Raw genomic sequence first — 25,603 nt, 5'->3', positions numbered from 1 at the left:
GGGTTGTCAGGGACCTGGCCGCCCCGCCGGCGCGGGCCCGATGGGCGGTGATTCCGCGTGCTGGCTCGGGAACCGCAGCAGGCCCAGCGGGCCGAACATCCGGAACGGGATGGATTCCAGCGCCATGCCGCGGTTCACCTGGATGACGAAATGCAGGTGCGGGGCGGTGCTGAAGCCGGTGTTGCCGGACAGGCCAATGCGCTGGCCCTTGTGCACGTACTGGCCTTCACGCACCTGCACGCCTTCCGGCTTGAGGTGGGCGTAGACGGCCATGCTGCCGTCGCCATGGACGATGCGGATGAAATTGGCGCGCCCGCCGAAGCGTTCACGGTTCAGTCCCGCCTTGTCGAAGTCCGATTCCACCTGCATCACCATGCCTTCGCGGGAGGCCAGGATCGGGGTGCCCTCGGGAACCGCGAAGTCGATCGCGTACAGGTTCTGGGTGTCGTTGTGGCTGAAGCTGCCGCCCGGTCCCTGATCCACCCGCACCCGTCCGTATTCGAAGGGCAGGCGGTACTCGTAGTCCTGGGCCTGGGCGGACGGGTCGCCGGGCAGGCTGTCCAGCGCCAGCTCGAAGTCGCCGCCATGCATGGGATCGCGCATGGCGATGCTGGCGACCACCACGCTGCTGCGCGCCGGCACCACCGCGGTGGCCGGCAGCAGCGGCTGGGCGATGACATTGCTGTTGCGCTTGAAGCCCAGGCGTACTTCGACCGGGCCGTGCAGCAGGTTGTCCGCCCAGGCCTGGTAGCGCATGCCGCTGCGTTCCAGCCGCAAGCGCACCAGCGCGCTGGGCGTGTTGTGGAAACGCATGACGTCCACGCTGGCATCCACCAGCTCGCCCGCTTCCGGGGGCCGGTCCCCGTACTGCGTGTAGCCCTGCTTGTCCTTCCAGCGGTACAGCCGCGCGGCCTCGCCCGGCACGGCGCCACCGAGCAGCGCGGCGGCGGCGAGACAGAGCAGGGTGGAGCGCAGGACGGGGTTCACGGCAAGCAGTCGTTTCCTAGATCCAGGGCGCGCGCGACGTCATGCAGATCGAAGGCGGCGAGTGATTGATCATTATGCAGCGCGAACAACGCGCCGGCGGGGAAGCGCCGGGTCGACGCCGCGTAGATGGTCTCACCATCGGTGTTGGCGACCTGTTCACCGCGGAAGATGCCACGCGGTTGGAGGGTGGCGCGATCGAAGACCCGGAACAGGGTGGGCGTGAGCTGGTCCACCGCGATCCAGTAACCGCGATCCATCGCGCAGGTCCACAAGGCGACGCCTTCGGCATCCGCGTCGAAGGTGGGCAGGCTGTAGCCGCGGTACTGGCCTGACAGGCTGTAGTCGCGCAGGGTCGAGCCGATCCGGCGGTCCTCGTCCGCGATCAGCAGGCGGTCGTGCGCCGGGTCGCCGGCGATCGATTCGACCATGCGCAGCGCGCCGGCCTCGTCGGTGGCGCCGAAGGTGCCGAGCAGGCGCGCCCGCACCGTGCCGTCCTCGTTCTCCTCGACCCGGAAATGCTTGATGCGCTGGTCGAGTTCGGACATCGGCGGCAGTTGGCCGGTGCGGAAGTCGGCCATGAAACTGTCGGTGACGAACAGGTCCAACTGGTTCGGCCCGGTCTCGTCCAGCCACAGGCCGTAGGGCACCTTCAGCACGTCCTGGCCGATCTGGGCCACCGGGGTGAAACCGGGCAGGCGCATGACCTGCACCCGATGGTTGTCGCGTTCGGCGACGAACAGCAGGTCGCCGAACACGGCGATGCCATTGGGTCGGCCGAACTGGCCGGGCCCCGGCCCGGGGCCGCCGACGGTGCGCAGGCGCTCGCCGGTATCGGCGTCGTAGACCGCCAGCCGATGGCTGGATTTGGCGGTGGCGATCAGCCAGACCTGGCCATCCTCGGTCGGCCAGGCGGCCAGCGAGTCCAGTTCATCTTCCGGAACCGGGGCCGACACCCAGGCTTCGGGAACGATGGCGTCGGCGGCGGTGGTCGGCGTCGGCGCGGGAGGGCGGGAAGTGTGGCGGGTCTGGGTGGCGCAACCGGCCAGCAGGGCGAGGGCGCCGACGAACAGGTATTTCCTCATCATCGCGGAATTATGCGGCATGGGTCACGGAGCCGGGAGGGGTATTCCGGAAGATCCATCGCTCCATCCGTATAAAGCGATTGACAGGGGCAAAAACCGCTGGCAAAGTGCGGTCACCATCGAGACCGGCAGAGGGACAGGCCCGAAGAAGCCGGGGCAACCAGCGACGCGCAAGCGCCGTGGTCGGTGCCAAATCCTGCGGGGACCTCCGCGTCTGCCCGAAAGATGGTTCGTACCGTGCCTCTGCACGGCGAACGCGAGCTCCGCGAAAGCTCGATGGCCGCAAGTCCCCTCTTCATCGGACACCGCCATGAGCTTCGCCACCGCCGCCGCGTCTTCCCTGTCGTCCTTGCCCGCGTCCTGTACGGCCGATGCCGTCCTCCTTGCCCAGGACGGCATCACCGCCCGCCGCGGCGAAATCGCGCTGGAACTGGACATGCGCCACGCCGGACGGCATCTCATCCGGCTGCGTTACGAACTCTCGGGCGCGGTGGACGCGCCGGTGGTGTTCGTCGCCGGCGGCATTTCCGCGCACCGGCACCTGGCCGCCAGCGCCACGTTCGCGGAAAAGGGCTGGCTGAACGATCTGGTCGGCACCGGCCGCGCGCTGGATCCGGCACACCGCTGCCTGCTGGCGATCGATTTCATCGGCGCCGACGGCAAGCTAGACGCGCCGATCGATACCGCCGACCAGGCCGACGCGATCGTGAAGCTGCTGGATGCGCTGGGTATCCGCCAGCTGCATGCCTTCGTCGGCTATTCCTACGGCGCGCTGGTCGGCCTGCAGCTGGCGACGCGCCATCCGGCCCGGCTGGCGAAGCTGGTGGCGGTCAGCGGCGCGCATCGCGCCCATCCCTATGCCGCCGCCTGGCGCGCGCTGCAGCGCCGCGCGGTCAGCCTGGGCCAGTTGCAGTGCGCCGACGCGGAAGGGCTTTCTCTGGCGCGCCAGTTCGCCATGCTCAGTTACCGCACGCCGGAGGAATTCGAGGAGCGTTTCGACGCCGCCGCCGAGATCGTGCATGGCCGCGTGCGCTGCGCCGCGGAGGATTACCTGGACGCCGCGGGCGCGCAGTACGTGGCGCGTACCCCGGTCACCGCCTACCTGCGCCTGTCCGAATCCATCGACCTGCACCGCATCGATCCGGCCGCCGTGCGCGTGCCGACCACGGTGGTCGCGGTCGAGGGTGACCGGCTTGTGCCGCTGTCCGATTCCGTGGCCCTGGTCGAGGGGCTGGGCACGCGGGGCAACCTGCGTGTGCTGCGCTCGCCGTACGGCCACGACGCCTTCCTGAAAGAAACCGATCGCATCGACGCGATCCTCAGCACTGCCCTGCGCGGCAACGGAGAAAACGCATGAGCCAGTTCGAAGCCGCCGGCGACAGCCACTGTCGTCCCGCCACCGCCGCCGTCCGCGCCGGCATCGACCGCGATACCGCCTACGGCGCGGTGACGCCTCCCATCGTGCTGTCGTCGAACTTCAGCTTCGACGGTTTCGGCAACAAGCGCGAATACGACTATACCCGCAGCGGCAACCCGACCCGGGATCTGCTGGGCGAGGCGCTGGCCGAGCTGGAAGGCGGTGTCGGCGGGGTGATCACCTCCACCGGCATGGGCGCGATCAACCTGGTGCTCAATGCGCTGCTGCAGCCGGGTGATCGTCTGGTGGTGCCGCACGACGCGTACGGCGGCAGCTGGCGCCTGTTCAACGCGTTGGCGAAGAAGGGCCACTTCGAGCTGATCACCGCCGATCTGACCGACCCGCGCTCGCTGGCCGACGCGCTGGCGCAGTCGCCGCGGCTGGTGCTGATCGAAACACCCTCCAATCCGCTGCTGCGCATCACCGACCTGCGCTTCGTCATCGACGCCGCGCACAAGGCCGGCGCGCTGGCCGTGGTCGACAACACCTTCCTGTCGCCGGCGCTGCAGAAGCCGATCGAATTCGGCGCGGATCTGGTGGTGCATTCGACCACCAAGTACATCAACGGGCACAGCGACGTGGTCGGCGGCGCGGTGGTCGCGCGCGATCCGGAAGTCCACCAGCAACTGGTGTGGTGGGCCAACGCGCTGGGCCTGACCGGCTCGCCATTCGACAGCTTCCTGACCCTGCGCGGCCTGCGCACGCTGGACGCGCGCCTGCGCGTGCATCAGGAGAACGCCGATGCCATCGCCGGTTTGCTGGATGGCCATCCGGCGGTGTCGAAGGTCTATTTCCCCGGCCTGGCCTCGCATCCGGGCCACGCGGTGGCGGCACGCCAGCAGAAGGGTTTCGGCGCGATGCTGAGCGTGGAGCTGCACGGCGGCGAAGCGGCGGTGCGCGCGTTCGTCGAGGGGCTGCGCTACTTCACTCTGGCCGAATCGCTCGGCGGCGTCGAGAGCCTGGTCGCGCATCCGGCGTCGATGACGCATGCGGCGATGACCGCCGAGGCGCGCGCTAAGGCGGGCATCTCCGACGGCCTGCTGCGTCTGTCGGTGGGCATCGAGGCCACCGAGGATCTGCTGGCCGATCTGTCCGCCGGCCTGGCGCGCGCGCAGCGCGCCGCCGTGGAGGCCGATCGAAAACTCGCCGACGCATGAACGCGGTCGTCCAGCTTCCGGCGGCGCGCCGCCGGCCGTTGCCGCGGCTCGCGCTGTTGGGCACCGGCGTGGTCGGCAGCGCCTTCGTGGCGCGTTATGAGCGGCTGCGCGATCGGATCGAAGGCTTGCCCGAGTTCGTCTGGCTGGCCAATTCGCGCAGCGTACAGGCATGCGCGGCCGCGCCCGCCGATGCGCTGGACGCCGCGCGTTCCGCGCCGGCGCGCGAGGCGGATCTTCCCCCGTGGGCGGAAGCCGAATCGCTGCGCGATGGCGATCTCATCGTCGATGCCACCGCCAGCGACGCGGTGGCCGACTGGCACGCCGAATGGCTGGCGCGCGGCATCCACGTGGTCACCGCCAACAAGCTGGGCAACGGCGGCGCGCTGGCGCGGGCCGAGGCCATCCAGCGTGCGCGCCGGGATTCGGGCGCCGGTTACGGCGACGGCGCCACGGTCGGCGCCGGACTGCCGTTGCTGCGCAGTCTGCGCGCGCTGGTGGCCGGCGGCGATCGCATCCACCGGGTGGAAGGCGTGTTGTCGGGTTCGCTGGCCTGGTTGTTCAATCACTACGACGGCATGCGGCCGTTCTCCGGATTCGTGCGCCAGGCGCGCGACGCGGGTTACACCGAACCGGATCCGCGCATCGATCTGTCCGGCGAGGACGTGCGCCGCAAGCTTCTGATCCTGGCGCGCGCGGCGGGCCTGCCGCTGCACGCGGAAGCGGTGCGGGTGGAATCGCTGGTGCCGGAAGCGCTGGCGGCGTTGCCGATCGGCGAACTGGACGGTGCGCTGGATCAGTTCGACGCGCCGCTGGGCGTGCAGTTCCGCGAGGCTTATCGCAATGGCGAGAAGCTGCGCTTCCTCGGCCGCTTCGATGCGGAAGGCGCGAGCGTCGGCCTGCAGGCGCTGGCGTCGACCCATGCGCTGTGCGGAGGCGGTGGCACCGACAACCGCGTGGCGATCTTCAGCGATCGCTATCCGGATCAGCCGCTGGTGGTGCAGGGGCCGGGCGCGGGCGCGGAAGTGACCGCGGCGGCGCTGCTCGACGACGTACTGGCGATCACCAGAGGCCTGTAGCGCCGGGCTTGCCCGGGCTGGCGGGACGTCCGAAGAGAAGAGCGGCGGAGCGAGCGCCGCTCTACGGGGCGGGGCGCGGTTCGGGAATCAGCACTCGATGACGTTGACGGCCAGGCCGCCGCGGCTGGTTTCCTTGTACTTGTCCTGCATGTCGCGGCCGGTGTCGCGCATGGTTTTGATGACCTTGTCCAGAGACACCTTGTGCTTGCCGTCGCCGCGCATCGCCATGCGGCTGGCGTTGATCGCCTTCACCGCGCCCATCGCATTGCGCTCGATGCAGGGAATCTGCACCAGCCCGCCGATCGGATCGCAGGTCAGGCCCAGGTTGTGCTCCATGCCGATTTCGGCGGCGTTCTCGATCTGGCTGGGCGAGCCGCCGAGCGCGGCGACCAGACCGCCGGCGGCCATCGAACAGGCCACGCCGACCTCGCCCTGGCAGCCGACCTCGGCGCCGGAGATGCTGGCGTTTTCCTTGTAGAGGATGCCGATGGCGGCGGCGGTGAGCAGGAAGTCGAAGATCCGCTGTTCGCTGGAGCCGGGGCAGAAGCGGTCGAAGTAGTGCATGACCGCCGGGATGATGCCGGCCGCGCCATTGGTGGGCGCGGTGACCACGCGTCCGCCGGCGGCGTTCTCCTCGTTGACCGCCAGCGCGTACAGGTTGACCCAGTCCAGCGTGGTCAGCGGATCGCGCATGTTGGCTTCCGGCTTGCTCGCCAGTTCGCGGTGCAGGGCGGGGGCGCGGCGCGAGACGTGCAGGCCGCCCGGCAGGGTGCCTTCCTCGCGGATGCCACGGGTCACGCAGGCCTGCATCGCGCTCCAGATCGCCCGCAAGCCTTCGCGGATCTCGTCCTCGCCGCGCCAGCACGTCTCGTTCTCGAACATCAGCTGGGCGATGCTCAGCCCGCTGCGCTGGCACTGTGCGAGCAGTTCGTCGCCGCTCTTGAACGGGTACGGCAGCGGGGTCTCGTCGGCGACGATGCGATCCACCGCCGCGTCGTCCTGGTTGACCACGAAGCCGCCGCCGACCGAGTAGTAATCGCGGGTGGCGATGACCTCGTCGTTGGCGTCGTAGGCGGTGAAGCGCATGCCGTTGGTGTGGTAGGGCAGCTTCTGCCGCTTGTTCATCAGCAGATCACGCTTCTCGTCGAAGGCGAGGGCGTGGACGCCGCCCAGCTGCAGGGTCTTGCTGCCGCGGATGCGCTCCAGCGCCGGAGGGATGATGTCCGGGTCGATCTCGTTCGGGTAATGGCCTTCCAGGCCCATCAGCACGGCCTTGTCGGTGCCGTGGCCGCGCCCGGTCAGGGCCAGCGAGCCGAACACCTCGGCGCGGATCCGCGCGGCGTCTTGCAGGCGGCCGGGTTCCTCCAGCCAGCGCGCGACGAACCGCGCCGCCGCCCGCATGGGGCCGACGGTGTGGGAGGAACTCGGCCCGATGCCGATCTTGAAGAGGTCGAAGGTACTGACTGCCATGGCGCGTATTCTATGCCGTCGCCGGCGAAAGCCGCTCCCGCGACGCAACAGATCGGATTCCGGAGGTCGTTTCCTTGCCGCTGACCCTCTACCAACGCGACGACTGCCACCTGTGCGACCTGGCGCTGGCCGTGCTGGCCGAGGCGCGGGTGCCGGAATTCGAGAGCGCGTTCATCGACGACGACGACGATCTGGAAGCGCGCTACGGCGTGCGGGTGCCGGTCCTGCGCCGCGCGGACGGGGCCGAACTGGATTGGCCGTTCGACGCGTCGGGGCTGGCGCGTTTTCTGGCCGGTTAGCCGGTTAACCGGATCCGGCGGGAGCGGGCGGCAGTTCGATCGGAATCGGCGGCAGCCCGCCGGTCGCGTCGCAGCCGCCGTCACCGGCGCCCGGATGCAGGCGAAAGGCGCCGGCGGCGGTGCCATCGTGCAGCCGCAGGCGGTCACGCAGGGCGGGGGTGATCAGCACCTCGCCCTCGTGGGTGACCAGCAGCGCGCAGTTCAGGCGCATGCGCCGGACCATCGCGTCGAAGCCCGCCGGGCCGGCCACCATCAGCGCGGTCGCGGCCATGTCCGCCAGCACCGGGTCGGTGGCGATCACGCTGGCCGCGGCGCTGGCCCGCTCGGGCCGGCCACTGCGCGTATCGACGATGTGGCCGCCGTCCTGGCGCGTGCCGGTGCGTCGGCGCTGGTAGTCGCCGGAGGAGGACAGGGCTTCACCGTCGCGCAGATCGATCGCCCCGAGTACGCCGCCCGGCCCCCGCACGCCGGCGGTCCAGGGACGGCGGCCGTCGCGGCCCATCGCCAGGACGAAACCGCCGACATAGAGCAGCGCGTCGTCGACCCCTTCCGTGCGCAGCAGCTGCCGCATCTGCGCGGCGGCATAGCCTTCGGCCAGTCCGTTGAAATCCAGCTGCACCTCGCGGCGGCGCGACGTGACGATTCCCTGCGCGTCGACCCGCACGTCGCGCATGCGTGGCATTGCGGCGCGCAGCGCGGCCACCTGCCGTTCCGTCGGCGCGGCGGTGCGCACCGGATATTGGCTGGTGTGGAATCCCCACGCGGCGATGAGCCGGCCGGCGGCGGGATTGAACAGGCCGTCGCTGCGCGTGTCGCCTCTCGTGGCGGCATGGATGAGGCCGGCGATGTCGCGTTCGACCCGATGCGGGCGCCCTTCCGCCAGCGCGGCGTTGAGGCGGGTGACATCGCTGGGTTCCCAGGGATGCCAGGCACGGTGATCGTGAATCAGCAGCGGGCCCATCGCGGCCAGTGCGCGCGCGGCGGATTCCCGGTCCGGTGCGCGCAACTGCACGGAAACCCGGGTACCGAAGGCCAGGTATTCCCCGCGCGCCTCGACCGGCGGGCGCCACCACAGCATCGCGGCGACGATCAGTGATGCGATCGCCACGCAGGCGAACACGCCCTGCCGGACGCGCGGGCGGGGCGCGGGATTCATGCCGGCGTGCCCGCGGTCCGGTCCGTCATTCGCGGGCGGCGGGCAGGCGTCCATCGGCGATGGCGCGCAGGACGATACCGATCAAGGCAGCGCAATCGGCGGCCTCGACGTCAACGTCCGGCGCGACGACCGCGCCGTCGGGCAGATGCAGATGCGGACCGCCGGCGGCCGGCAGGCGCGGGTGCGACACCGGCGCGGTATCCAGCCGCCACAGCCGATCGCCGCGTCGCCATTCGAACGACCAGTCGCGTGGCGTCAGGACGCGCGCCAGCACTTCCAGTCCGTCTTCGCCGCGCAGGCCGAGCCCGTCCAGGTGCCGTTCGGGCGGATGGACCAGGAACGTGGCCGGCAGCTCGTCCGGAATGCCGTCGGCGATCGCCGGCCATTCCCCATCGTCGCGGATATGCCGGCAATGCCAGTCCAGCAGTTCGCGCGCGGCCTGCTGGCGCTCGCGCATGAGCTCCAGCGCCAGCCAAGCCTCGTAGCCGGGATGTTCGGGCAGGCGGCCTTCGCGGATCGCCGCGAGCACGGCGTCGGCGTCCCCGCAGTCCAGTTGTTCCAGCAGTTCCTTGTGCCGTTCGCGCAGTTCGAACATCTGCCGGGACAGGCCGGCCATGCGGGTGGCGACGACGGGTTCGATACCGGTGAAGAAGGGATCCATGTCAGTGCCTCATCCGTGCATGTCGTGGCTGGCCCCGCCGTCCAGCTGGACCATGTCCGCGCTGATGTCGGCGAATGCCAGGACCTTGCCGCCATGGGCGGCGGCGAATCTGTCCGCGTCCTCGCGGCTGGCGAAGCTGGCGAAGGTCGGACCCATGCTGCCGGTGCGCGAGGAACCCTGCACGTAGAACGCCCCGGTGGCGTCGATCCAGTGACCCTTGGGCACGTCCCAGTCGGTCTTGCCCATGTCCTGGACATAGACGCCGGCGACCTTGCGCACCTGCTCGGGTCGCAGGGTGATCGACAGCAGTTCGAGGGTGTCGCAGTAGTACTCCACCTTGCCGTCGGCATAGCGGATCTGGCCCTTCGGGCCGGGATAGTCGCGCAGCACCATGCCGTCGAGTTCGCATTGCTGTCCGGCGTCCGGATCGACCGGCTCCACGCTGGCCAGCGGCTGGGCGCAACCGGCGACCAGCAAGGCCACCAGCGAAACACGTAACGCTTTCATCGGAATCTCCAAAGGGCCACCCCGAGCGGGGCGAGGATCCAGGCCACCATCACCGAGCCGAGCACGCGCGGATCGCCCCAGGCATCGGGCAGCAGCGTGCCCAGCCCGAACGCGTTGCGCAGGGTTTCGGTGGACATGGCGTTGAACACGCGGAACACGTCCGCGGGATTGAGCAGCAGCGCCCAGGGCGCCCAGGCCGAGGAATGCCGGCCGGCGGTGGCGACCAGCGCGCCGAGCAGGGCCAGATCGAACACCAGCACGAAGCCGAACCACAGCAGGATGGCCGCGCCGGTGGCGCGGGCGCGATCACGCACCAGCACCGACACCAGCATCGCCAGACTCAGGAACGACAGGCCCAATGCGATCACGCTGGCGACGAACAGCGCGTACAACCGGATGCCGGCCGCGTCGAGTTGCGCGGCCAGCGGCACCAGCGCCGCACCGAAGCCAATCAGGGTCGCCAGCACCAGCGCCGCGCCGAGTCCGAGGTATTTTCCGAGCAGGAGTTCGGCGCGGGTCAGCGGCATCGACAGCATCAGGTCCAGGGTACCGCGCTCGCGCTCGCCGACGATGGCGTCGAAGCCGAGCAGCAGCGCGATCAGCGGCACCAGGTAGATCGCCAGGCTGGTGAGGCTGGCCACGGTCACGCCGATGCTGCGGAAGCCGACCGTGCCGGATTGCGCGCCACCGGCGTAGGCGATCAGCAGCGCAAAGGCCGCCAGCACCACCGCGACCGCGAGGATCCAGCGGTTGCGCAACCGGTCGCGCAGTTCCTTGCCGGCCACCGTGCGCAGGGCGCGCCATTGCAGTCCGCCGATCATGCGTGGCCTCCGGCGTGGCGCTGGCGCAGGTACAGGTCTTCCAGGGTCGGCGGATGGATCTCCACGTCGACCAGGGCCGCGCCGGATTCCGCCAGCAGCGGCAGCAGGCCGGTGCGGTGCGCGCGCGCCACGCTGATCGTCAGCACGTTGTCCGCCGTGGTGATGACCGGGAAGCCGGCGTCTCCCAACCGTTGTCCGATGCGCCGCGCGGCGTCGGCGTCGCGCGTGTGCAGGCGGGCGCGGCTGGGCAGATCCGACGCGGCGGCCAGGCTGTCCACGCTGCCCTGCGCGATGACCCGGCCGTTGGCGAGGATGGCCAGGCTGTCCAGGTGCGGCTGGATTTCCGCGAGCAGATGCGAACTGAGCACGATGGTGGCGCCCGCGCGCTTGAGCGCGGCCAGGGTGTCGTAGAAATCGTGGATGGCCTGCGGATCCAGGCCATTGGTCGGTTCGTCGAGAAACAGAAGTTCCGGTTGGCCCAGCAGGGCCTGGGCGAAACCGAGCCGCTGGCGCATGCCCTTGGAGTACTCGCGCACCGGCCGCTTCATCGCGTGGGCCAGCCCGACCTGTTCCAGCAGATCGGTGCATTGCCGCGCGTCCGCCGCCTTCAGCCGGGCGAAGAAGCGCAGGGTGTCCAGGCCGCTCAGGTTGTCGTAGAGCGCGACGTTTTCCGGCAGATAGCCGATGCGCTGGCGCAGCCAGCGGAAGGCGGCGCCACGCACCGGCGTGCCATGGATGCGGATCTGTCCGGCGCTGACCGGTTCGATTCCCAGCATCATCTTGAACAGCGTGCTCTTGCCGGCGCCGTTGTGGCCGACCAGTCCGAACGTCGTGCCGGCCGGGATGGACAGGCTCACGCCGTCGACGGCCTGCACCGGACCAAACCGCTTGTCGACCCGCTCCACTTCAATCGCGTGCTGCATCGTTCCGCGTGGCTTCGAGCCACGCCCTCCAGTCCTTGTGTCGCGGCACCATCGCCGGGCGCGCGTCGGTCACGGTGGCCACCCGCAATACGGGGAATTGCCGGGAAATCAGCCGCAGGGTGCTGATCGCGGGGCTGCTGTCGAGCAGCTTGGTGAACGGATAGCGCGTCACCAGCCAGTCGACCGCGTCGCTGGCTTCCATCGGCGTGTCGCCGAAGCCGTCGCCATCGCCGTCCCAGCCCAGGTAGTTGCTCCAGTAGTTGCCGCGCCGCTTGCCCCATTCGACGTCGCGCGAGGCCACGTAGCGGATCTGTTCCTGGTTGTTGACGAAATCGTTGCCATCCACCTGGTTGTTGAACGATCCGGCCCACAGATGGATGCCCACCCGGTTGCCGATCACCAGGTTGCCGCGCAGGACGTTGTACTCGGCGTCGTAGATGAAGAAGCCGCGCCCGTTGCCCGCCGAGATGTTGTCCTCGATGGTCGAGTCCTGCAGGGTCCGCAGCATGATGCCGTGATCGGTGTTGGCCCAGGTGCGGTTGCCGCGCACGGTCAGGTTGCGGACTTCCATCAGCGCCAGCCCGCCCTGGTTGTGGTGGCTTTCGTTGTCCTGCCACAGGTTGTGGTAGGAGTTCATGTAGTGACTGCCGTAGCGCACGTGGTGGATGACGTTGCCGATGAACTCCGCGTGATGGGACACGTCCACGTAGATGCCGTCGCGGGCGAAGCTGATGTGGTTGCGCGCGATGCGGGCGCCGCGGGTGTTGTACAACTGGATGGCGTTGCCGCGCTGCGACGAGAGCTTCTCGCGCATGCCGGTGATCAGGTTGTCTTCGATGCGGACGTCGTCGGATTTCTCGATCCAGAGGCCGAACAGCACGTGGGCGAAGTCGCAGTGGCGGACCACCGCGCGGTGCGCGCCCGGCTGGATGTAGATGCCGGCGTTCTGTCCGCCCAGGTCGTCGCCGCTGTCGCGCACGATCAGGCCTTCGATGCGCACGTCGGGCGCGACGACGCGGATGACGTCGCCTTCGCCGCCGCCGCTGATCGTCGGCCGGCCGATGCCGCGCAGGGCCAGCGGCTTTTCGATCCGCAGGCGTTCGGCGTAGTGGCCGCGCGGGATTTCGACGGTGTCGCCCGGGGCGGCGCGTTCGACCACCTCGCCGATGCGTTCGCCCGGCTGGACCCGCCACACCGCCGCCGCGACGGGTGCGGTGCAGGCCAGCAGCAGGAGCAGGGCGCCCAGTCGCTTCATTCCACCAGTTCCAGCGGAATGAAATGGCCGTCGCGTCCCACCGGCGTGAGCGGCAGGCCGGCGCGCTCGCGGCGCTTGCGTTCCTTGGCCAGCGGCGGACAGGAATGGTCGTCGTGGTACAGCACCATGCAGTCCAGGCACTGCATGCATTCGCTGGGATCGATCCGGCCTTGCGGATCGATGGCCTGCGAACCGCAGCCGACCGCGCAGGCCTTGCAGGTGGTGCATTCGGCCTTGCGGCGCAGCCCGAACAGGCGCCAGCGCGAGGGCAGGGCGAGGCCGGCGCCGAGCGGGCACAGGTACTTGCAGAACGGCCGTTCCATGAACATCGAGGCCGCCAGCAGCGCCGCCCAGAAGACGATGAACGGCCAGGCGCGCGTCCAGATCGAGACGAAGAACGTGCTCTTGAACGGCTCCACCTCGGCCAGCAGCTCGGCCAGCGCCATCGAATGGAAGGAAGCGGCCACCAGCACCACGAGGATCACGTACTTCAGCCAGCGCAGGCGGTGGTGCCACTTGCCCGGCAACTGGAACTGCCAGCGCGCCAGCCCGATTTTTCCGGCGAACTTGTACAGCAGTTCGCTCAGCGAGCCGTAGGGACACAGCCAGCCGCAGAACACGCCGCGTCCCCACAGCACGATGGTGATGGCGATGAAGATCCAGAAGATGAAGATCAGCGGGTCGCTGAGGAACAGATCCCAGCGCCAGCCGTCGCGCAGCGCGTGCAGCAGGGTCAGTCCCTGCACGATCGAGGGCTGCGCCAACTGGCTGAAGCCGAGGAAGCCCACCGCGATCAGCCATACCGCGATGTGCGGCCACAGGACCCAGCGCTTGTCCACGCGGGTGGAGCGGGCGGCCCAGCGCCGGTGGGTGGCGTAGAACACGAACACGAACACCAGCAGTGCGGACATGCCCGCGATCTGCCAGGCCTTGGCCTTCCAGATGCGGATCCAGGCCGGCGTCTGGCTGGCGACGGCGGGTCGTCCCCCCTGCAGGTAGACCGCGGGCAGCCAATAGGCCGCATCGAAATTGGCGTAGTCGCGGTTGCCTTCGTCGGTGTTGCGATGGGCCAGGAACGACAGCTTCCACGGATAGGCGGCGGAGAACTCACCGCTGCGCAGGATGAAGATGCCGGATTCCGCGTGGGACGGCGCGCCGTTCGCGTGGATCCGGTAGAGGTTGCGGTAGTCGGTGTCCCGGAAATGGTGGACGTCGATATCCTGCGAGACCTGGATGCGGTCGTAGATGCCGCCGCGCACGAACGCCGAACCCTTGAACGAACTGGTGCCGTTGCCGAGCACGAATATCGCGTGCTCGCCGGGCCGCAGTTCTTCCATCAGTTGGCGATAGCCCGCATCGCCGAGGATGCCGCGGCCGATGGCGGGCGCATTGAGATACCCGAACCACAGATCGATGAAGGGCTGATCGCCGGCGGGCGCACCGACGTCCGCCTGGCTCACGGTCAGCCGCTGCACGCTGCCTTCCTTGACCAGCGCGTTCCAGTCGCGTGGCGGCACGGCGTCTTCGACCAGCCGCGCCTGCGGCCGCGCCACCGCCTTGATCAACCCGACCTGGCGGGCGACGGCGTAGCTGCCGCGACTGACCAGCTGGTTCTCCGCCATCACCGTCACGGTCGCGCCGCTGATGACATCCATCGAGACTTCGCCTTCCTCGGCCTTGCCCAGCTCGAAGCGGGAGCCGGCGGGCTCGCCGACGTACTGTTCGACGTAGCGGTTCAGTTCCTTCTCGGGAATGCCGGCGAGCAGGATCGGCTCGCTGTGCTTGAGGATGCGCACGCCGGTGATCCGGCCGCCCGCGTCCATGCCGGCCAGCGTGATCATCGGCTTGCCGGAGTAGCCGACGATGTCGGGGGTCACGTCACTGGACAGGAACACGTAGCCGACCGTGCGCAGCTTGCCGCCTTCCTCGCGCAGCCCGCGCACGAATGCGGGATTGCCCTCGCGCAGGCCGAACCGCGTGGCTTGCGGCAACACGCTGTCGCAGGCCACGTGGCGGCACATGTCGGGATCGGTGAACAGCGCTTCCGGCAACTGCGCTTCGTAGGAACCCGCCTGGGCCCAGCCCGCGAACAGGCAAAGCAGCAGGAAGACCAGGCACGGCCATCCCTTCGCGTTTGCCCGTCGCGTTCGCCGCGCGATGCCCGGATGCGATGCGCGCGGAGCGAACTCCCCGGCGGGGGAGGACTGGATGATCGAAGGCATGGCGGAACCCGTGCTGGTCGTTACTTGGACTTGCTCACCATGTAATCCACGGCGGCCTTGACCGCGTCGTCGTCAAGGCTGGGGTTGCCGCCGCGCGCGGGCATCACGCCCTTGGCGCCGTTGAAACCTTCCAGCGCGTGCTTGTGCAGGGTGTCGGCGCCCTGCGCGGCGCGGGCGCTCCAGTCGGCCTTGTCGCCGACCATCGGCGCGCCCAGCGCGGTGGTGCTGTGGCACATCGCGCAGGTCTTCTTGTAGGTCTCCTCGCCCGGATGCCCGGCCGTGTCGGCGGCGGGCGCGCTGTCGGCCGCGGCCACCGTGGCATCGGCGGCGGGCGCTTCCGCCGGCGCCGCTTCCGCCTCGGACGCGACGACGGGGGCGGATTCCGCGGCATCGACGGCGTCCGCTGATTCGGGCGCCTGCCCGGAGCAGGCGGCCAGCACGAGGACGACCGCCGCGAGCGCGAGCAGACCAGGGTTTCGATTGTTCATGGAGGGGACTCGGAGGAAAAGGAAAGAGGTCGTTCCGCGGAACCGGTCCGCGTGCGCACACCGGGCGCGGTCGACGCAAAAGGTAGTGGGCCGAACTTCCGACCGCCTTGATTTGAGTCAAGGAGAACGCCGTATCCCCGCGCGTATCGTTGCGCCGCAACCCAACGTTACATCCAGACGAAACTGTCCATCAGAGGAAAGCAGCGATGAAGAACAACGAGAGCGGGATGGAGATCCGGGATCCATCACGCCGGAAGATTCTCGGGGGAGCCGCCGCGCTGGCGGGAACGGGATTGACGCTCAGCCTGACCGGGTGCGGCGCGGCATCCGACGGCAAGGGCGCGGCCGCGACCGGAGCCGCGGCGAAGGCGGCCGGCGGCAGCGCCGGCCATTTCGAGGTGCCGCCCGGCAAGCTCGACGACTACTACATCCTGTCCTCGGGCGGGCATTCCGGCGAAGTACGCATCCTGGGCTGCCCGTCGGGCCGCACCATCAAGCGCATTCCGGTGTTCAACATCGATCCGATGGTGGGCTGGGGCATCACCAATGAATCCAAGGCGATCATCGGCACCCGTCCGGATGGCCAGCTGAAGTACTGGACCGGCGACACCCACCACGTGCATGGCTCGTACACCGATGGCACGTACGACGGCAAGCGCTTCTGGGTGAACGACAAACTGCACAGCCGCGTGGCGCGCATCCGTGGCGACACCTTCGAGGTCGATCGCATCACCGAGCTGCCGAACGTGCAGGGCCACCACGGCATCTTCACCGACAAGCGCGACCCGGTGGACAGCAGCGTCAACCACACCACCCGCGTGTTCGCCGGCGCCGAGTTCCACATCCCGCTGCCCAACGACGGCCACGACATGGACAAGCCGGAGGCCTACGGCTGCCTGTTCTCGTGCCTGGACGCGGAGACCATGGAAGTGCGTTGGCAATGCCGCGTCGACGGAAACATGGACCTGGTGGCGACCAGCTATGACGGCAAGTATGCCGCGTCCAACCAGTACAACGTCGAGGGCGGCATCCACTACGAGGACATGATGTCGGCCGAGCACGACGCCTGCGTGTTCTTCGACATCGCCCGCATCGAGGCGGCGATCAAGGCCGGCAAGTACGCCACCGTCGGTGATTCCAAGGTGCCGGTGGTCGATGGCCGCAAGGCCGCCAACGGCGATGCCGCCACCGCGCTGACTTGCTACGTGCCGGTGCCGAAGAACCCGCACGGCGTCAACGCCAGCCCGGACGGCAAATACTTCGTCTGTTCCGGCAAGCTGTCACCGACCTGCTCGGTGATCGATCTGTCGCTGGTGGAGAAGTGGTTCGCCGGCGAAATCAAGAACGCGCGCGATGCGGTGGTGGCCGAACCCAACCTGGGCCTGGGCCCGCTGCATACCGGCTTCGACGGCCGCGGCAACGCCTACACCACGCTGTTCCTGGACAGCAAGATCGTCAAGTGGAACGTCGATGCCGCCATCAAGCAGTTCAAGGGCGACAAGAGCGTCAAGGTGGTCGTGGACAGCATCGACGTCCACTACCAGCCCGGCCACGGCTTCACCTCGATGGGCGAGACCAGGAACCCGGACGGCAAGTTCTTCAACTCCGGCAACAAGTTCTCCAAGGACCGCTTCCTGCCGGTCGGCCCGCTGCACGTGGAAACCGAGCAGCTGATCGACATCTCCGGCGACAAGATGGTGCTGGTGCACGACCATACCGCCTATCCGGAGCCGCATGACGCGATCATCGTGGCCGCCGACGTCATCAAGACCCGGCAGATCTACAGCCTCGACGAGTTTCCCAACGCGGTCAGCGCGCAGACCGCCGGAGTCGAGCGCAACGGCAACAAGGTCCATGTCCGCCTGACCTCGCAGGCACCGGCGTACTCGCTGCGCGAGTTCACGGTGAAGAAGGGCGACATCGTCACCATTACCCTGACCAACCTGGACAAGGTGGAGGACCTGACCCACGGATTCGGCATCCCGAAGTACAACATCAACTTCATCGTCAATCCGCAGGAGACCAAGTCGGTGACTTTCGTGGCCGACAAGCCGGGCGTGTACTGGTGCTACTGCACCCACTTCTGCCACGCGTTGCACCTGGAAATGCGCACGCGGATGGTGGTCGAAGGCTGACCGGGCGCCGCCCGCCGGCGTTGGCGGTATCGCGTCGGCGGGTTTTTCCCGTCAGAAAACAGAAAGCCCGCGCCATGGCGCGGGCTTTTTGCTTGAGCCACGGGGCGCTTCCGGAATTGTTCACCCGCTGCTGCCGCGATGCGGATCGTTCACGGGGCCTGGCGGAGGGCGGGAGCGTGCCCCGGATCCGGCGATGTGTTTTGCGCGGTCGGGCGCAGGGGGCGCACCGGAAAGTTGATGATCGAGAAAGCCGAACACGCGCTTTTCGTATTCCCCGGGCGCGTGCGCGAGGAAATCCACGTGCGCCGCGTCCGGCAACAACCAGAATGCCTTGGGCCCGCGCGCGCGTTCGAACAGGGCACGCGATTCGGCGGGCAGGGTATGCCGGTCCCGACCTCCGGCCACGACCAGCACGGGTGCATCCAGATCCCGGATCCGGTCCAGCGGCGACAGTTCATCGATGGACACGCCGATCCGCCATTGCGCCTGCAGGGTCAGCAGTGGCGCGAGCAATCCCGCCATGCCGTCGCCCAGGCGCATGGCGATGCGGTTGCGCACGGCCTGGCGCGCGTTTGAATAGACCGCTTCCAGCACCACCGCGTCGAACCCGCTGGGTTGCGGGGCCAGCAGTATCGAGGCGCCGCCGAGGGATACGCCGATGGCGGCCAGGCGGCTGCCGGGCACGCGCCGCTTCATCCAGTCCCGTGCGGCGATCACGCCACGCGATTCGCGCGCGCCCAGCGTGATCGCATCGCCCCGGCTTTCGCCATGGGCCTGCAGATCGACCAGCAGGACCGAATAGCCATGACGATGCAGCAATCTGGCGCGTCCGAGCATGGCGCGCCGATCCGCGCGGATGCCGTGCAGCAGGAGCACGGCCGGGCGCGCGGTGGCGCCTGTCACCCACCAGCCACGCAGGGGCGGCGCATCCGGGACCGGAATGGTGACGGTTTCAATCGGCAGATCCGTGGGCGCGTCACCCAGGGCGGCCAAACGCGGGGCCAGCAATGCACCGCCCACGAACCAGGCCGCCAGGACGGTCGCGAGGCAGAGCAGCGCGACCGCCAGCAAGGCGCGCGGGATGACGCGCCGCATGGGCGTGGATTACTTCGCCGGCTTCAGCACGACCTTGGTGCTGATGGCGACGTCGTTCGGGATGGTCTTGGTGTCGGCCCACTCGCCGCCGCCGACGCCGAAGTCCAGGCGCTTGACCGTGGCCTTGCCGGCCAGCACCGGCTGCGCGCCCGGGGTCCAGCTGAAGGTCAGGGTGACCGGCTTGCTGACGCCGCGCAGGCTCAGGCTGCCGTCGGCGGCGTACTGGTTGCCGCCGAGCGCGCGGAACCTGGTCGCGGTGTAGCGGGCCTGGGCGAACTTGGCGACGTTGAAGAAATCACCGGTCTGCAGGGTGCTGTCGCGATCGTCGTTGCCGGTGTGTGTGCCGGCCAGTTGGATGGTGACGTCCAGCTTCGAGGCGGCGAGGTTGGCCGGATCGAAACTCAGCGTGGTGTTGAAACCGCCGAACTTGCCGGTGAAGGTTTCGCCCTGGTAGTTGCTGGCGAACACCAGGGTGGAGCCGGGCGCCTGCACGTAATCGGCAGCGAACGCGGGCGCGGTGGCCAGCAGCAGGGCGGCGGCGATGAGGCGGGCGCGGGGGAGACGGATCATGGTGCGGTGTCCTCGGGGGTGGGCGCGGCGGGAGACGTGGTGGGGGAGGCGATGGCCGGACGACGGCGTCCCGGCAGCATCCGCCGCAGGGTGTCGTCGTTCTGGAACAGATGGTGGTAGAACGCGGCGCCGGCATGCAGCACGACTACGGCCACCAGCACCCAGAACATCGATTCGTGCAGGGTCTCGGCCAGTTCGTGCAGTTCGGGATTGCGGGCGGTGATCGCGGGCAGGTTGAACAGCTTGAACCATTGCAGCGGATAGCCGGCGGAGGAGTTCAGCACCCAGCCCGACAGCGGCATCGCGAACATCAGCAGGTACAGCGCCACGTGGGTGAGCGAGGCGATGCGCTGCTGCCAGCCGGGCGTGCCCGGGATCGCCAGCGGCGCGCCGGCGTATACGCGCCAGATCAGGCGCAGCGCCACCAGCGCGAGGATGGTCAGGCCGATCGATTTGTGCAGCGCGTAGATGTTGATCTTGCGCGGGCCGTTCGGCAGATCGCCCATGGTCAGGCCGATGTAGGCGATGACCAGCAGCAGGATGACGATGAGCCAGTGCAGGGTCTGGCTGACGGCGCCCCAGCGTTCAGGGGTGTTCTTCAGGGTCATGGAGGGTGGGCTCCCGAGGGGTGGCTGGGGCGGGGGCCGCGGTGGCGGCCTCGTCTTCGCTGTCATCGGCCTTGCCGGTCCGGGTGGCTTCGGCTTCGATGCGCAACGCGACGGTGTCGCCAATCACCGACTTCCATGCGGTGATGCCGAAATCCGAGCGTTGCAGCGAGGTGGTGGCGGAAAAGCCGGCCGTGCGCCGGAACGGCGGCAACGGATGGCGCTTGATCGCATTGAGTTTGACGTCCAGGCACAGCTCGCGGCTGACACCGTGCAGGGTCAGGGTGCCGCAGACCGTCGCATGGTCCGGGGCGGCGGCTTCGACCCGGCTGGAAATGAAACGCGCTTCGGGAAACCGTTCGGCGTCCAGCAGATTGCCGGCCAGCACCGCCTGGTTCCATTTCGCGTCGCCAAGGTCCGCGCGGGCCAGCGGCACGCTGACGTCCAGCCGCGCCGTCATCCAGTCGTCGGGATCGAACACCAGCGTGCCGGTGCTGCCGGACACCGTGCCGATGGCCTGGGAGAAGCCGGCATGCTCCACCGCGAACATCACCCGTGTATGCACCGGGTCCAGCGCGTAGGCCACCGGCCCCCGCGCCAGCGCGGGGCAGGCGATCGCGAGCAGGGCGAACAGCGCGCCGGTCCGGGCATGGCGATGGCGTGGGGACGTTGAAGTCATGGGCGGGGATTCTAGGCGGGCCCGGCTGAAGATACTCCGCTTGCACCTGCAACGGTCCGTTGCGACGATTCGCCGGGGGAACGACAGAAAAGGAACACGACGGCATGGGATGGCGGATCTGGATGTTGGCGGCGTGGCTGGTCTGCGCGACGGTGCAGGCGGGCGTGCCGGAGATTCCCCGGTTCCGGATGATGACGGTCGCCGATGGCCTGCCGTCCACCACCATTCCCGCGATGGCCCGGGATCGGGCCGGTTATCTGTGGCTGGCCACCTGGGACGGCGTGGCCCGCTACGACGGCGTGAACTTCAAGGTATGGCGGCACGATCCCGATGATCCGGCGTCGCTGCCCGGCAACGTGGTCCAGGCGCTGCACGTGGACGGCCTGGATCGGGTCTGGGTCGCCACCGAGAACGGTGGCCTGAGCATGATGGGACCCGAGCGCCGCGGGTTCCGCCACTTCCGCAGGGCCGAATATCCGCAGATGGGCAGCGACGATGCCTTCGCCATCACCAGCCACGGCGGCGAGGTGTGGTTCGGCACGTTCGGCGGCGGCCTGCACCGGATCGGCGCCGATGGCCAGGTCCAGCGCTTCAGCGCGGTGGAGGGCGATCCGGCCAGCCTGCCGTCGGACAACGTGCTGTCGCTGGCGTTCGATCCCCGCGGCGAACTGTGGATCGGCACCATGAGCGGCCTGGTCCGCTACGACGGCAAGCGCATGCAGCGCGAAGCCTTGCCCGGTGGCGAGTCGTTGATCATCTATTCGGTCACCGTCGACGGTGATTCGATCTGGACGGGCACCTCGGCCGGCGTGTACCGCTGGCGTCGCGACGGAGGCTGGAGCACGCCGCCGTGGTCGCCGATGTTCGAACGCCCGAATGCGGTGATGGCGATGACCGCGGACGGCCATGGCGAGTACTGGCTGGCCAGCCAGGGCGGCCTGTGGCACACCGATGGCGATCGCGCGCCCGCGCCGATCGCGCAGGACAGCCAGGGCGTGGGCGTGGGGCGCGTGTTGCAGACATTGCTCATGCAGCCGGACGGTGGCCTCTGGGTGCCGGTGCCCACGCGCGGCGTGGCCTATCTGCGCTCGGACTGGCGGCGGATTGCCTCGTTCACGCCCGCGCAGGGATTGGGAGGCGGGCTGTATCGCGGCCTGGCGACCTCGGCGTCGGGGGCCGGCGTGTGGCTGGTCAGCAGCATCGGCGGGGTGGAACGGCTGGATACCGCCAGCGGCGAAGTCGAGCCGCTGAGACTGCATGCGCAGCGCCTGAAGGAACTGCGCTTCACCTCGGTGCTGGAGGATCGCCAGGGCCGCCTGTGGCTCGGGCACCGCAACGGCATCATCCGCATCGATCCGCGCAACGGAGAAAAGCGCGAATGGTCGAACGCCGACGGACCGGATCAGGTTCCCGATGGCACCTCGGTGGACTGGCTGGTGCAGACCGGCGACGGCACCCTCTGGCTCTCCACCCAGATGGGATCGCTCCAGCACCGCGACAGCGATACCGGGCAGGTCCTCGACAACCTGGCCCGCTCCGAACAGGACAGCGAGCCGAGCGAGATCGACACCATGCTGGCCGGCCCCGACGGCCAGTTGTGGATCGCCAGCAACCGTGGCATCGAGCGATGGGATCCCGCGCAGCACCGGTTCGTCACCGTGATCGGCGCGGGCGTGGAGCGGGTGCTTTCCTTCGCTTTCGCCGCGCCTGACGAGCTCTGGCTGCATCGGTTGTCCGGGATGGAGCACTGGCGTCAACGCGATGGCCGCTGGACCCAGGTGCGCCAGATCGCGCCTCGCCAGGGCCTGCCGGCGCTGGAATCGACCGGCATGCTCATCGATCCGGAAAAGCGGGTATGGCTGGCGACCCGGCGCGGTCTGTTCCGCATCGAGGCGCCCGACGATCAGGCGCCGGTCCGCGTGCGCAACTTCGGCGTGCGCGATGGCCTGATGAGCCAGGAGTTCAATGATCGCGGCCTGCTGCTGGCCAGCGGCGGCCTGCTGGTCGGCAGCACGGCCGATGGCTCGGTGATGCTGCTGGACACCGCGCTGCCCGACCCGCCGCCCCTGGTTCCGCACCTGCTGCTGGACGGTCTGCAGGTGAACCAGCGCGATCGCATCGTGCAATTGCCGATGAAGGGCGGATTCCAGCTGTTGCCCGAGGATCATGATCTGCAGCTCAGCCTGCGCCTGCTCAGCTTCGAGGACCCGCTGGCGCACCGCTACCGCTCGTGGCTGGAAGGGTTCGATCAGGGTTGGGTCGATCAGGGCGCCAGCGGCGAACGCTCCTTCTCCAACCTGAGACCGGGACACTATCGCCTGCGGATGCAGGCGTTCGACGCGGCGGGCAACGCCTCGGAGGAACGGCAGCTTTCATTCGAAGTCCTGCCACCGTGGTACCGCAGCGTCTGGGGCATCAGCCTGCTGGTCGCGGCCGGCGCGTTGCTCCTGGCGCTGCTCGCGGCGGCCTACCGGCGGCGGGTCCGCCGGCGCACCGCCTGGCAACTGGCCGAACACAAGCGCGAGGTGGCCGAGCAGGCTTCGCTGGCCAAGACCCGCTTCCTGGCCACCCTGGGCCACGAGGTGCGCACGCCGATGACCGGCGTGCTGGGCATGAGCGAACTGTTGCTGTCCACTCCACTCACCGAAACCCAGCGCCACTACACCACCGCCATCCAGGGCGCGGGCGCGCACCTGCTGCGGTTGGTCAACGATGCGCTGGATCTGGCGCGCATCGAGGCCGGCAAGCTGGACATGGACATGCAGGACGTCGAGCTGCGCGGCCTGATCCGCGAGGTCGTCGACATGACCGCGCCGATGGCGGAAAAGCGTGGATTGTCGTTCTCCGACGAATGCGCCGATGACGTGCCCGCGCATGTGATCGTGGATCCGCTGCGGCTGCGCCAGATCCTGCTCAATCTGCTGGGCAACGCGATCAAGTTCACCGAGCGCGGCGGTGTTGGCCTGCGTGTGCTGGGCCTGCAGCCGCAGGGCGTGCGCCTGGAGGTCACCGATACCGGCCCCGGCATCAATGCCGAACAGCAGGCACGCCTGTTCCAGCGCTTCGAACAGGCCGATGGCGCGCGCACCGCGTCGCGCTATGGCGGCAGCGGCCTGGGGCTGGCCATCTGCCAGGAACTGGCGGTGGCGATGGGCGGCAGCATCCGGGTCGAAAGCCGGCCCGGGCTGGGCACGCGCTTCATCGTCGATCTGCCGCTGCAGCACGTGATACCGGCCAGCGCCGCCGCGCCACGCGCCACGCCGGCATCGGCGCAGGCACGGCGCATCCTGCTGGTGGAGGACGATGCCACCGTGGCGGAAGTGATTGCCGGATTGCTGCGCGCGCGCGGCCATCATGTCGTGCACGCCGCCCATGGCCTGGCCGCGCTGGGCGAAACCGCCAGCCAGGTCTTCGACGTCGCCCTGCTGGATCTGGATCTTCCCGGGCTGGACGGTCTGGCCCTTGCCCGGCAGTTGCGGCTGGGTGGTTTCCGCGCGCCCCTGATCGCCATCACCGCGCGCGCCGACGCCGAGGCCGAACCGCAGGCGCGCGCGGCCGGATTCGATGATTTCCTGCGCAAGCCGGTGACCGGCGACATGCTGGCCGAAGCGATCCAGCGTGCCTGCGATGCGGTGGCGGGCAATACGTGATGCATGCCGGCATGTCCGGCAGTGACGGGGAGGCGGATGATGCGCAGCGGGAACGGAAAGCGGAGGAATGCAAAGCCCGGAGGTGGATATCGGAGTCGCCTGGGCGGGTGGCTGCTGCTGTTCGCCATCCCGACCGCGATGGCGGACGAACCGCCGGCGCAGGACGCGCGCGCGCCCTTCCTGGGCGCTTTCCTGACCGAAACGCGAATCCTGTATCCGCTGAGCATCGATGGGTGGGAAGCGCTGGGAGAACGCCGCTACGAAATGGCCGAGTTCGGCGCCTCCGTACGCTACGAAGATCCCTCCCGGGAGGATCGCTGGATGGATGCGTATTTCTATCCCGCCGGCGTGCTTCCTTCGGGACGCCTGCGCAGGGACGTCGAGCAGACCATGCACGAAATCAGCGGCCGGGTCGGCGTTCCGGACGGTTACGAACGCGTCGAGATGGGAACGCTGAAGCCTTTCTCCATCAACCTCGGCGAAGGCCGGGACAAGCGCAGCCTGGAAGCCTATTCGGTGTCGATGCGGATCCAGCGCGACGGCAAACGCTATCACTCGGCGATGGTGATGCTGGTCAGCGACATGTACTACATCAAGACCCGCATGACCGTGGCCGAAGACAAGATCAAACAGGAGCGCGCGCGAACCCTGCTCGAGAAAAACACCGTCGAACTCGTTCGCGCGCTGCGCGTGTCCAACACCGGACGGTGCTGGAATCCGGCACCGATCCTCAAAACGGACCCGCCCCTGGATACCGGCAAGCCGGGTGTGGTGGTCAGCACCGCGGAGAATGGCGTGCCGTCGGCCGTGGCGTACGCAGATCGGGTGGAGGCGCTGGAACCGCAGTCGCCCCAGGCGCGGCTCATGCAGTTGCTGGCGGGAACGATCACCGGCCGCATCGGGCCGGGCTGCGTGCCGGCGGAAGACATGAATCCGCCGGTGCCGGAGGGCATGCGCGAACTGCGCTTCGAATACAGCGCGCCGAAAGAAGACAGTGACGGGAAATCACCCCGCCTGCGCGGGCAGCGTACGGGCGTGGGGTAACGGCAACGGGATACGAGTGGCACGATGCGTGCTTTTGCTTTTCAGCCTTTTTGTTGCTGCAAGAACATCAGTCCGACAAACCATCCGATCAGCGTCCTTGACCCGCCATTCGGCTGTTGGAAGCCAAAAAGGGGCGGCACCCGCGAAGCGGGTGACGGGGGATTTGCTCTTTGCGCCTGAAGCAAATCCCCCTCAAGGGCTTTTTCAACCGCCGCATGGCGGGTCATCCCTTTTTTCAAAGGGGGAGGCAAAAGCCGGGTCTTCCCCAATCCCCAATCCCCAATCCCCAATCCCCAATCCCCGC

Annotated in this window: 23 protein-coding genes and 1 riboswitch; of the genes, 7 read left to right on the top strand and 16 right to left on the bottom strand. The window is 68.6% G+C overall.

Annotated features, from left to right (window positions below):
* Positions 1-6: 6 nt before the first annotated feature.
* Entirely contained in the window at positions 7-987 is a 981-nt protein-coding gene (locus tag AC3DEZ_RS15685; RefSeq protein ID WP_488389050.1) for a peptidoglycan DD-metalloendopeptidase family protein, read from the bottom strand.
* Complete coding sequence (locus AC3DEZ_RS15680) at positions 984-2,090, bottom strand: phytase (protein ID WP_447104871.1); 1,107 nt, start codon at positions 2,088-2,090, stop codon at positions 984-986. Before AC3DEZ_RS15680 ends, AC3DEZ_RS15685 begins: the two co-directional genes overlap by 4 nt.
* A gap of 92 nt (positions 2,091-2,182) precedes the next feature.
* A riboswitch (SAM riboswitch) is annotated at positions 2,183-2,301 on the top strand.
* A 78-nt stretch (positions 2,302-2,379) separates the two neighbouring features.
* On the opposite strand from AC3DEZ_RS15680, the gene metX reads away from it, so the two are divergent.
* Genes metX through AC3DEZ_RS15665 form a run of 3 tightly spaced genes read left to right on the top strand, consistent with a single transcriptional unit; the run spans position 2,380 to position 5,719 of the window.
* Positions 2,380-3,426, top strand: a complete 1,047-nt coding sequence (gene metX / locus AC3DEZ_RS15675) for a homoserine O-succinyltransferase MetX (protein WP_488389049.1) — start codon at positions 2,380-2,382, stop codon at positions 3,424-3,426.
* Positions 3,423-4,643 (top strand): O-succinylhomoserine (thiol)-lyase, encoded by a 1,221-nt coding sequence (locus tag AC3DEZ_RS15670; RefSeq protein WP_447104873.1) that lies wholly within the window; start codon positions 3,423-3,425, stop codon positions 4,641-4,643. Before metX ends, AC3DEZ_RS15670 begins: the two co-directional genes overlap by 4 nt.
* The gene (locus AC3DEZ_RS15665; RefSeq protein WP_488389048.1) at positions 4,640-5,719 is read left to right on the top strand and encodes a Rossmann-fold NAD(P)-binding domain-containing protein; all 1,080 of its coding nucleotides are present in this window, start codon (positions 4,640-4,642) and stop codon (positions 5,717-5,719) included. Before AC3DEZ_RS15670 ends, AC3DEZ_RS15665 begins: the two co-directional genes overlap by 4 nt.
* An 87-nt stretch (positions 5,720-5,806) precedes the next feature.
* Here AC3DEZ_RS15665 and AC3DEZ_RS15660 read toward each other — a convergent pair whose 3' ends face one another.
* A complete protein-coding gene (locus AC3DEZ_RS15660) occupies positions 5,807-7,189 on the bottom strand; it encodes an L-serine ammonia-lyase (protein WP_488389047.1) in 1,383 nt (460 codons plus the stop codon).
* Between the two features lie 74 nt (positions 7,190-7,263).
* Here AC3DEZ_RS15660 and AC3DEZ_RS15655 point away from each other — a divergent pair, with 74 nt between their 5' ends.
* Complete coding sequence (locus tag AC3DEZ_RS15655; protein ID WP_447104876.1) at positions 7,264-7,488, top strand: glutaredoxin family protein; 225 nt, start codon at positions 7,264-7,266, stop codon at positions 7,486-7,488.
* A 4-nt stretch (positions 7,489-7,492) separates the two neighbouring features.
* Here AC3DEZ_RS15655 and AC3DEZ_RS15650 read toward each other — a convergent pair whose 3' ends face one another.
* Genes AC3DEZ_RS15650 through AC3DEZ_RS15615 form a run of 8 tightly spaced genes read right to left on the bottom strand, consistent with a single transcriptional unit; the run spans position 7,493 to position 15,521 of the window.
* Positions 7,493-8,644 (bottom strand): FAD:protein FMN transferase, encoded by a 1,152-nt coding sequence (locus AC3DEZ_RS15650; protein ID WP_488389046.1) that lies wholly within the window; start codon positions 8,642-8,644, stop codon positions 7,493-7,495.
* 25 nt (positions 8,645-8,669) lie between these two features.
* Entirely contained in the window at positions 8,670-9,305 is a 636-nt protein-coding gene (locus AC3DEZ_RS15645) for a hypothetical protein (protein WP_488389045.1), read from the bottom strand.
* Between the two features lie 9 nt (positions 9,306-9,314).
* A complete protein-coding gene (locus AC3DEZ_RS15640) occupies positions 9,315-9,812 on the bottom strand; it encodes a nitrous oxide reductase accessory protein NosL (protein WP_488389044.1) in 498 nt (165 codons plus the stop codon).
* Positions 9,809-10,633: an ABC transporter permease gene (locus AC3DEZ_RS15635; RefSeq protein ID WP_447104880.1), complete on the bottom strand. Its 825-nt coding sequence runs from the start codon at positions 10,631-10,633 to the stop codon at positions 9,809-9,811. Before AC3DEZ_RS15635 ends, AC3DEZ_RS15640 begins: the two co-directional genes overlap by 4 nt.
* Positions 10,630-11,556 carry an ABC transporter ATP-binding protein gene (locus tag AC3DEZ_RS15630; RefSeq protein ID WP_488389043.1) on the bottom strand — a complete coding sequence of 309 codons (927 nt, stop codon included), beginning with the start codon at positions 11,554-11,556 and terminating at the stop codon, positions 10,630-10,632. The genes AC3DEZ_RS15635 and AC3DEZ_RS15630 overlap by 4 nt, the downstream gene beginning before the upstream one ends.
* Positions 11,540-12,811, bottom strand: coding sequence for a nitrous oxide reductase family maturation protein NosD (gene nosD, locus AC3DEZ_RS15625; protein WP_488389042.1), 1,272 nt, complete (start codon positions 12,809-12,811; stop codon positions 11,540-11,542). The genes AC3DEZ_RS15630 and nosD overlap by 17 nt, the downstream gene beginning before the upstream one ends.
* Complete coding sequence (locus tag AC3DEZ_RS15620) at positions 12,808-15,033, bottom strand: 4Fe-4S binding protein (RefSeq protein ID WP_488389041.1); 2,226 nt, start codon at positions 15,031-15,033, stop codon at positions 12,808-12,810. Before AC3DEZ_RS15620 ends, nosD begins: the two co-directional genes overlap by 4 nt.
* 20 nt (positions 15,034-15,053) lie before the next feature.
* On the bottom strand, positions 15,054-15,521 hold the full coding sequence (locus AC3DEZ_RS15615; RefSeq protein WP_488389040.1) for a c-type cytochrome: 468 nt from the start codon (positions 15,519-15,521) through the stop codon (positions 15,054-15,056).
* A gap of 206 nt (positions 15,522-15,727) precedes the next feature.
* Between AC3DEZ_RS15615 and nosZ the strand changes: the two genes are divergently transcribed.
* Positions 15,728-17,656 (top strand): TAT-dependent nitrous-oxide reductase, encoded by a 1,929-nt coding sequence (nosZ, locus tag AC3DEZ_RS15610; protein WP_488389039.1) that lies wholly within the window; start codon positions 15,728-15,730, stop codon positions 17,654-17,656.
* A 120-nt stretch (positions 17,657-17,776) separates the two neighbouring features.
* Here the strand turns inward: nosZ and AC3DEZ_RS15605 are convergent, their stop codons facing one another.
* The 4 genes from AC3DEZ_RS15605 to AC3DEZ_RS15590 are packed head-to-tail and all read right to left on the bottom strand — an operon-like array spanning position 17,777 to position 20,605.
* Positions 17,777-18,751 (bottom strand): alpha/beta hydrolase, encoded by a 975-nt coding sequence (locus AC3DEZ_RS15605; protein ID WP_488389038.1) that lies wholly within the window; start codon positions 18,749-18,751, stop codon positions 17,777-17,779.
* Positions 18,752-18,760: 9 nt separating this feature from the next.
* The gene (locus AC3DEZ_RS15600; RefSeq protein WP_488389037.1) at positions 18,761-19,321 is read right to left on the bottom strand and encodes a YceI family protein; all 561 of its coding nucleotides are present in this window, start codon (positions 19,319-19,321) and stop codon (positions 18,761-18,763) included.
* The gene (locus AC3DEZ_RS15595; RefSeq protein ID WP_488389036.1) at positions 19,318-19,929 is read right to left on the bottom strand and encodes a cytochrome b; all 612 of its coding nucleotides are present in this window, start codon (positions 19,927-19,929) and stop codon (positions 19,318-19,320) included. Before AC3DEZ_RS15595 ends, AC3DEZ_RS15600 begins: the two co-directional genes overlap by 4 nt.
* Positions 19,907-20,605 carry a YceI family protein gene (locus AC3DEZ_RS15590; RefSeq protein ID WP_488389035.1) on the bottom strand — a complete coding sequence of 233 codons (699 nt, stop codon included), beginning with the start codon at positions 20,603-20,605 and terminating at the stop codon, positions 19,907-19,909. The genes AC3DEZ_RS15595 and AC3DEZ_RS15590 overlap by 23 nt, the downstream gene beginning before the upstream one ends.
* Positions 20,606-20,709: 104 nt before the next feature.
* Between AC3DEZ_RS15590 and AC3DEZ_RS15585 the strand changes: the two genes are divergently transcribed.
* A complete protein-coding gene (locus tag AC3DEZ_RS15585) occupies positions 20,710-24,255 on the top strand; it encodes a hybrid sensor histidine kinase/response regulator (RefSeq protein WP_488389034.1) in 3,546 nt (1,181 codons plus the stop codon).
* Between the two features lie 138 nt (positions 24,256-24,393).
* Positions 24,394-25,299, top strand: coding sequence for a hypothetical protein (locus AC3DEZ_RS15580; RefSeq protein WP_488389033.1), 906 nt, complete (start codon positions 24,394-24,396; stop codon positions 25,297-25,299).
* Between the two features lie 41 nt (positions 25,300-25,340).
* Here AC3DEZ_RS15580 and AC3DEZ_RS15575 read toward each other — a convergent pair whose 3' ends face one another.
* Complete coding sequence (locus AC3DEZ_RS15575) at positions 25,341-25,526, bottom strand: hypothetical protein (protein WP_488389032.1); 186 nt, start codon at positions 25,524-25,526, stop codon at positions 25,341-25,343.
* Positions 25,527-25,603: the final 77 nt, after the last annotated feature.

This window comes from Pseudoxanthomonas sp. 134C1, from assembly GCF_057773065.1.
Note: the sequence above shows the minus strand (reverse complement) of the source record. Positions and strands in the feature narration are given on the sequence as shown.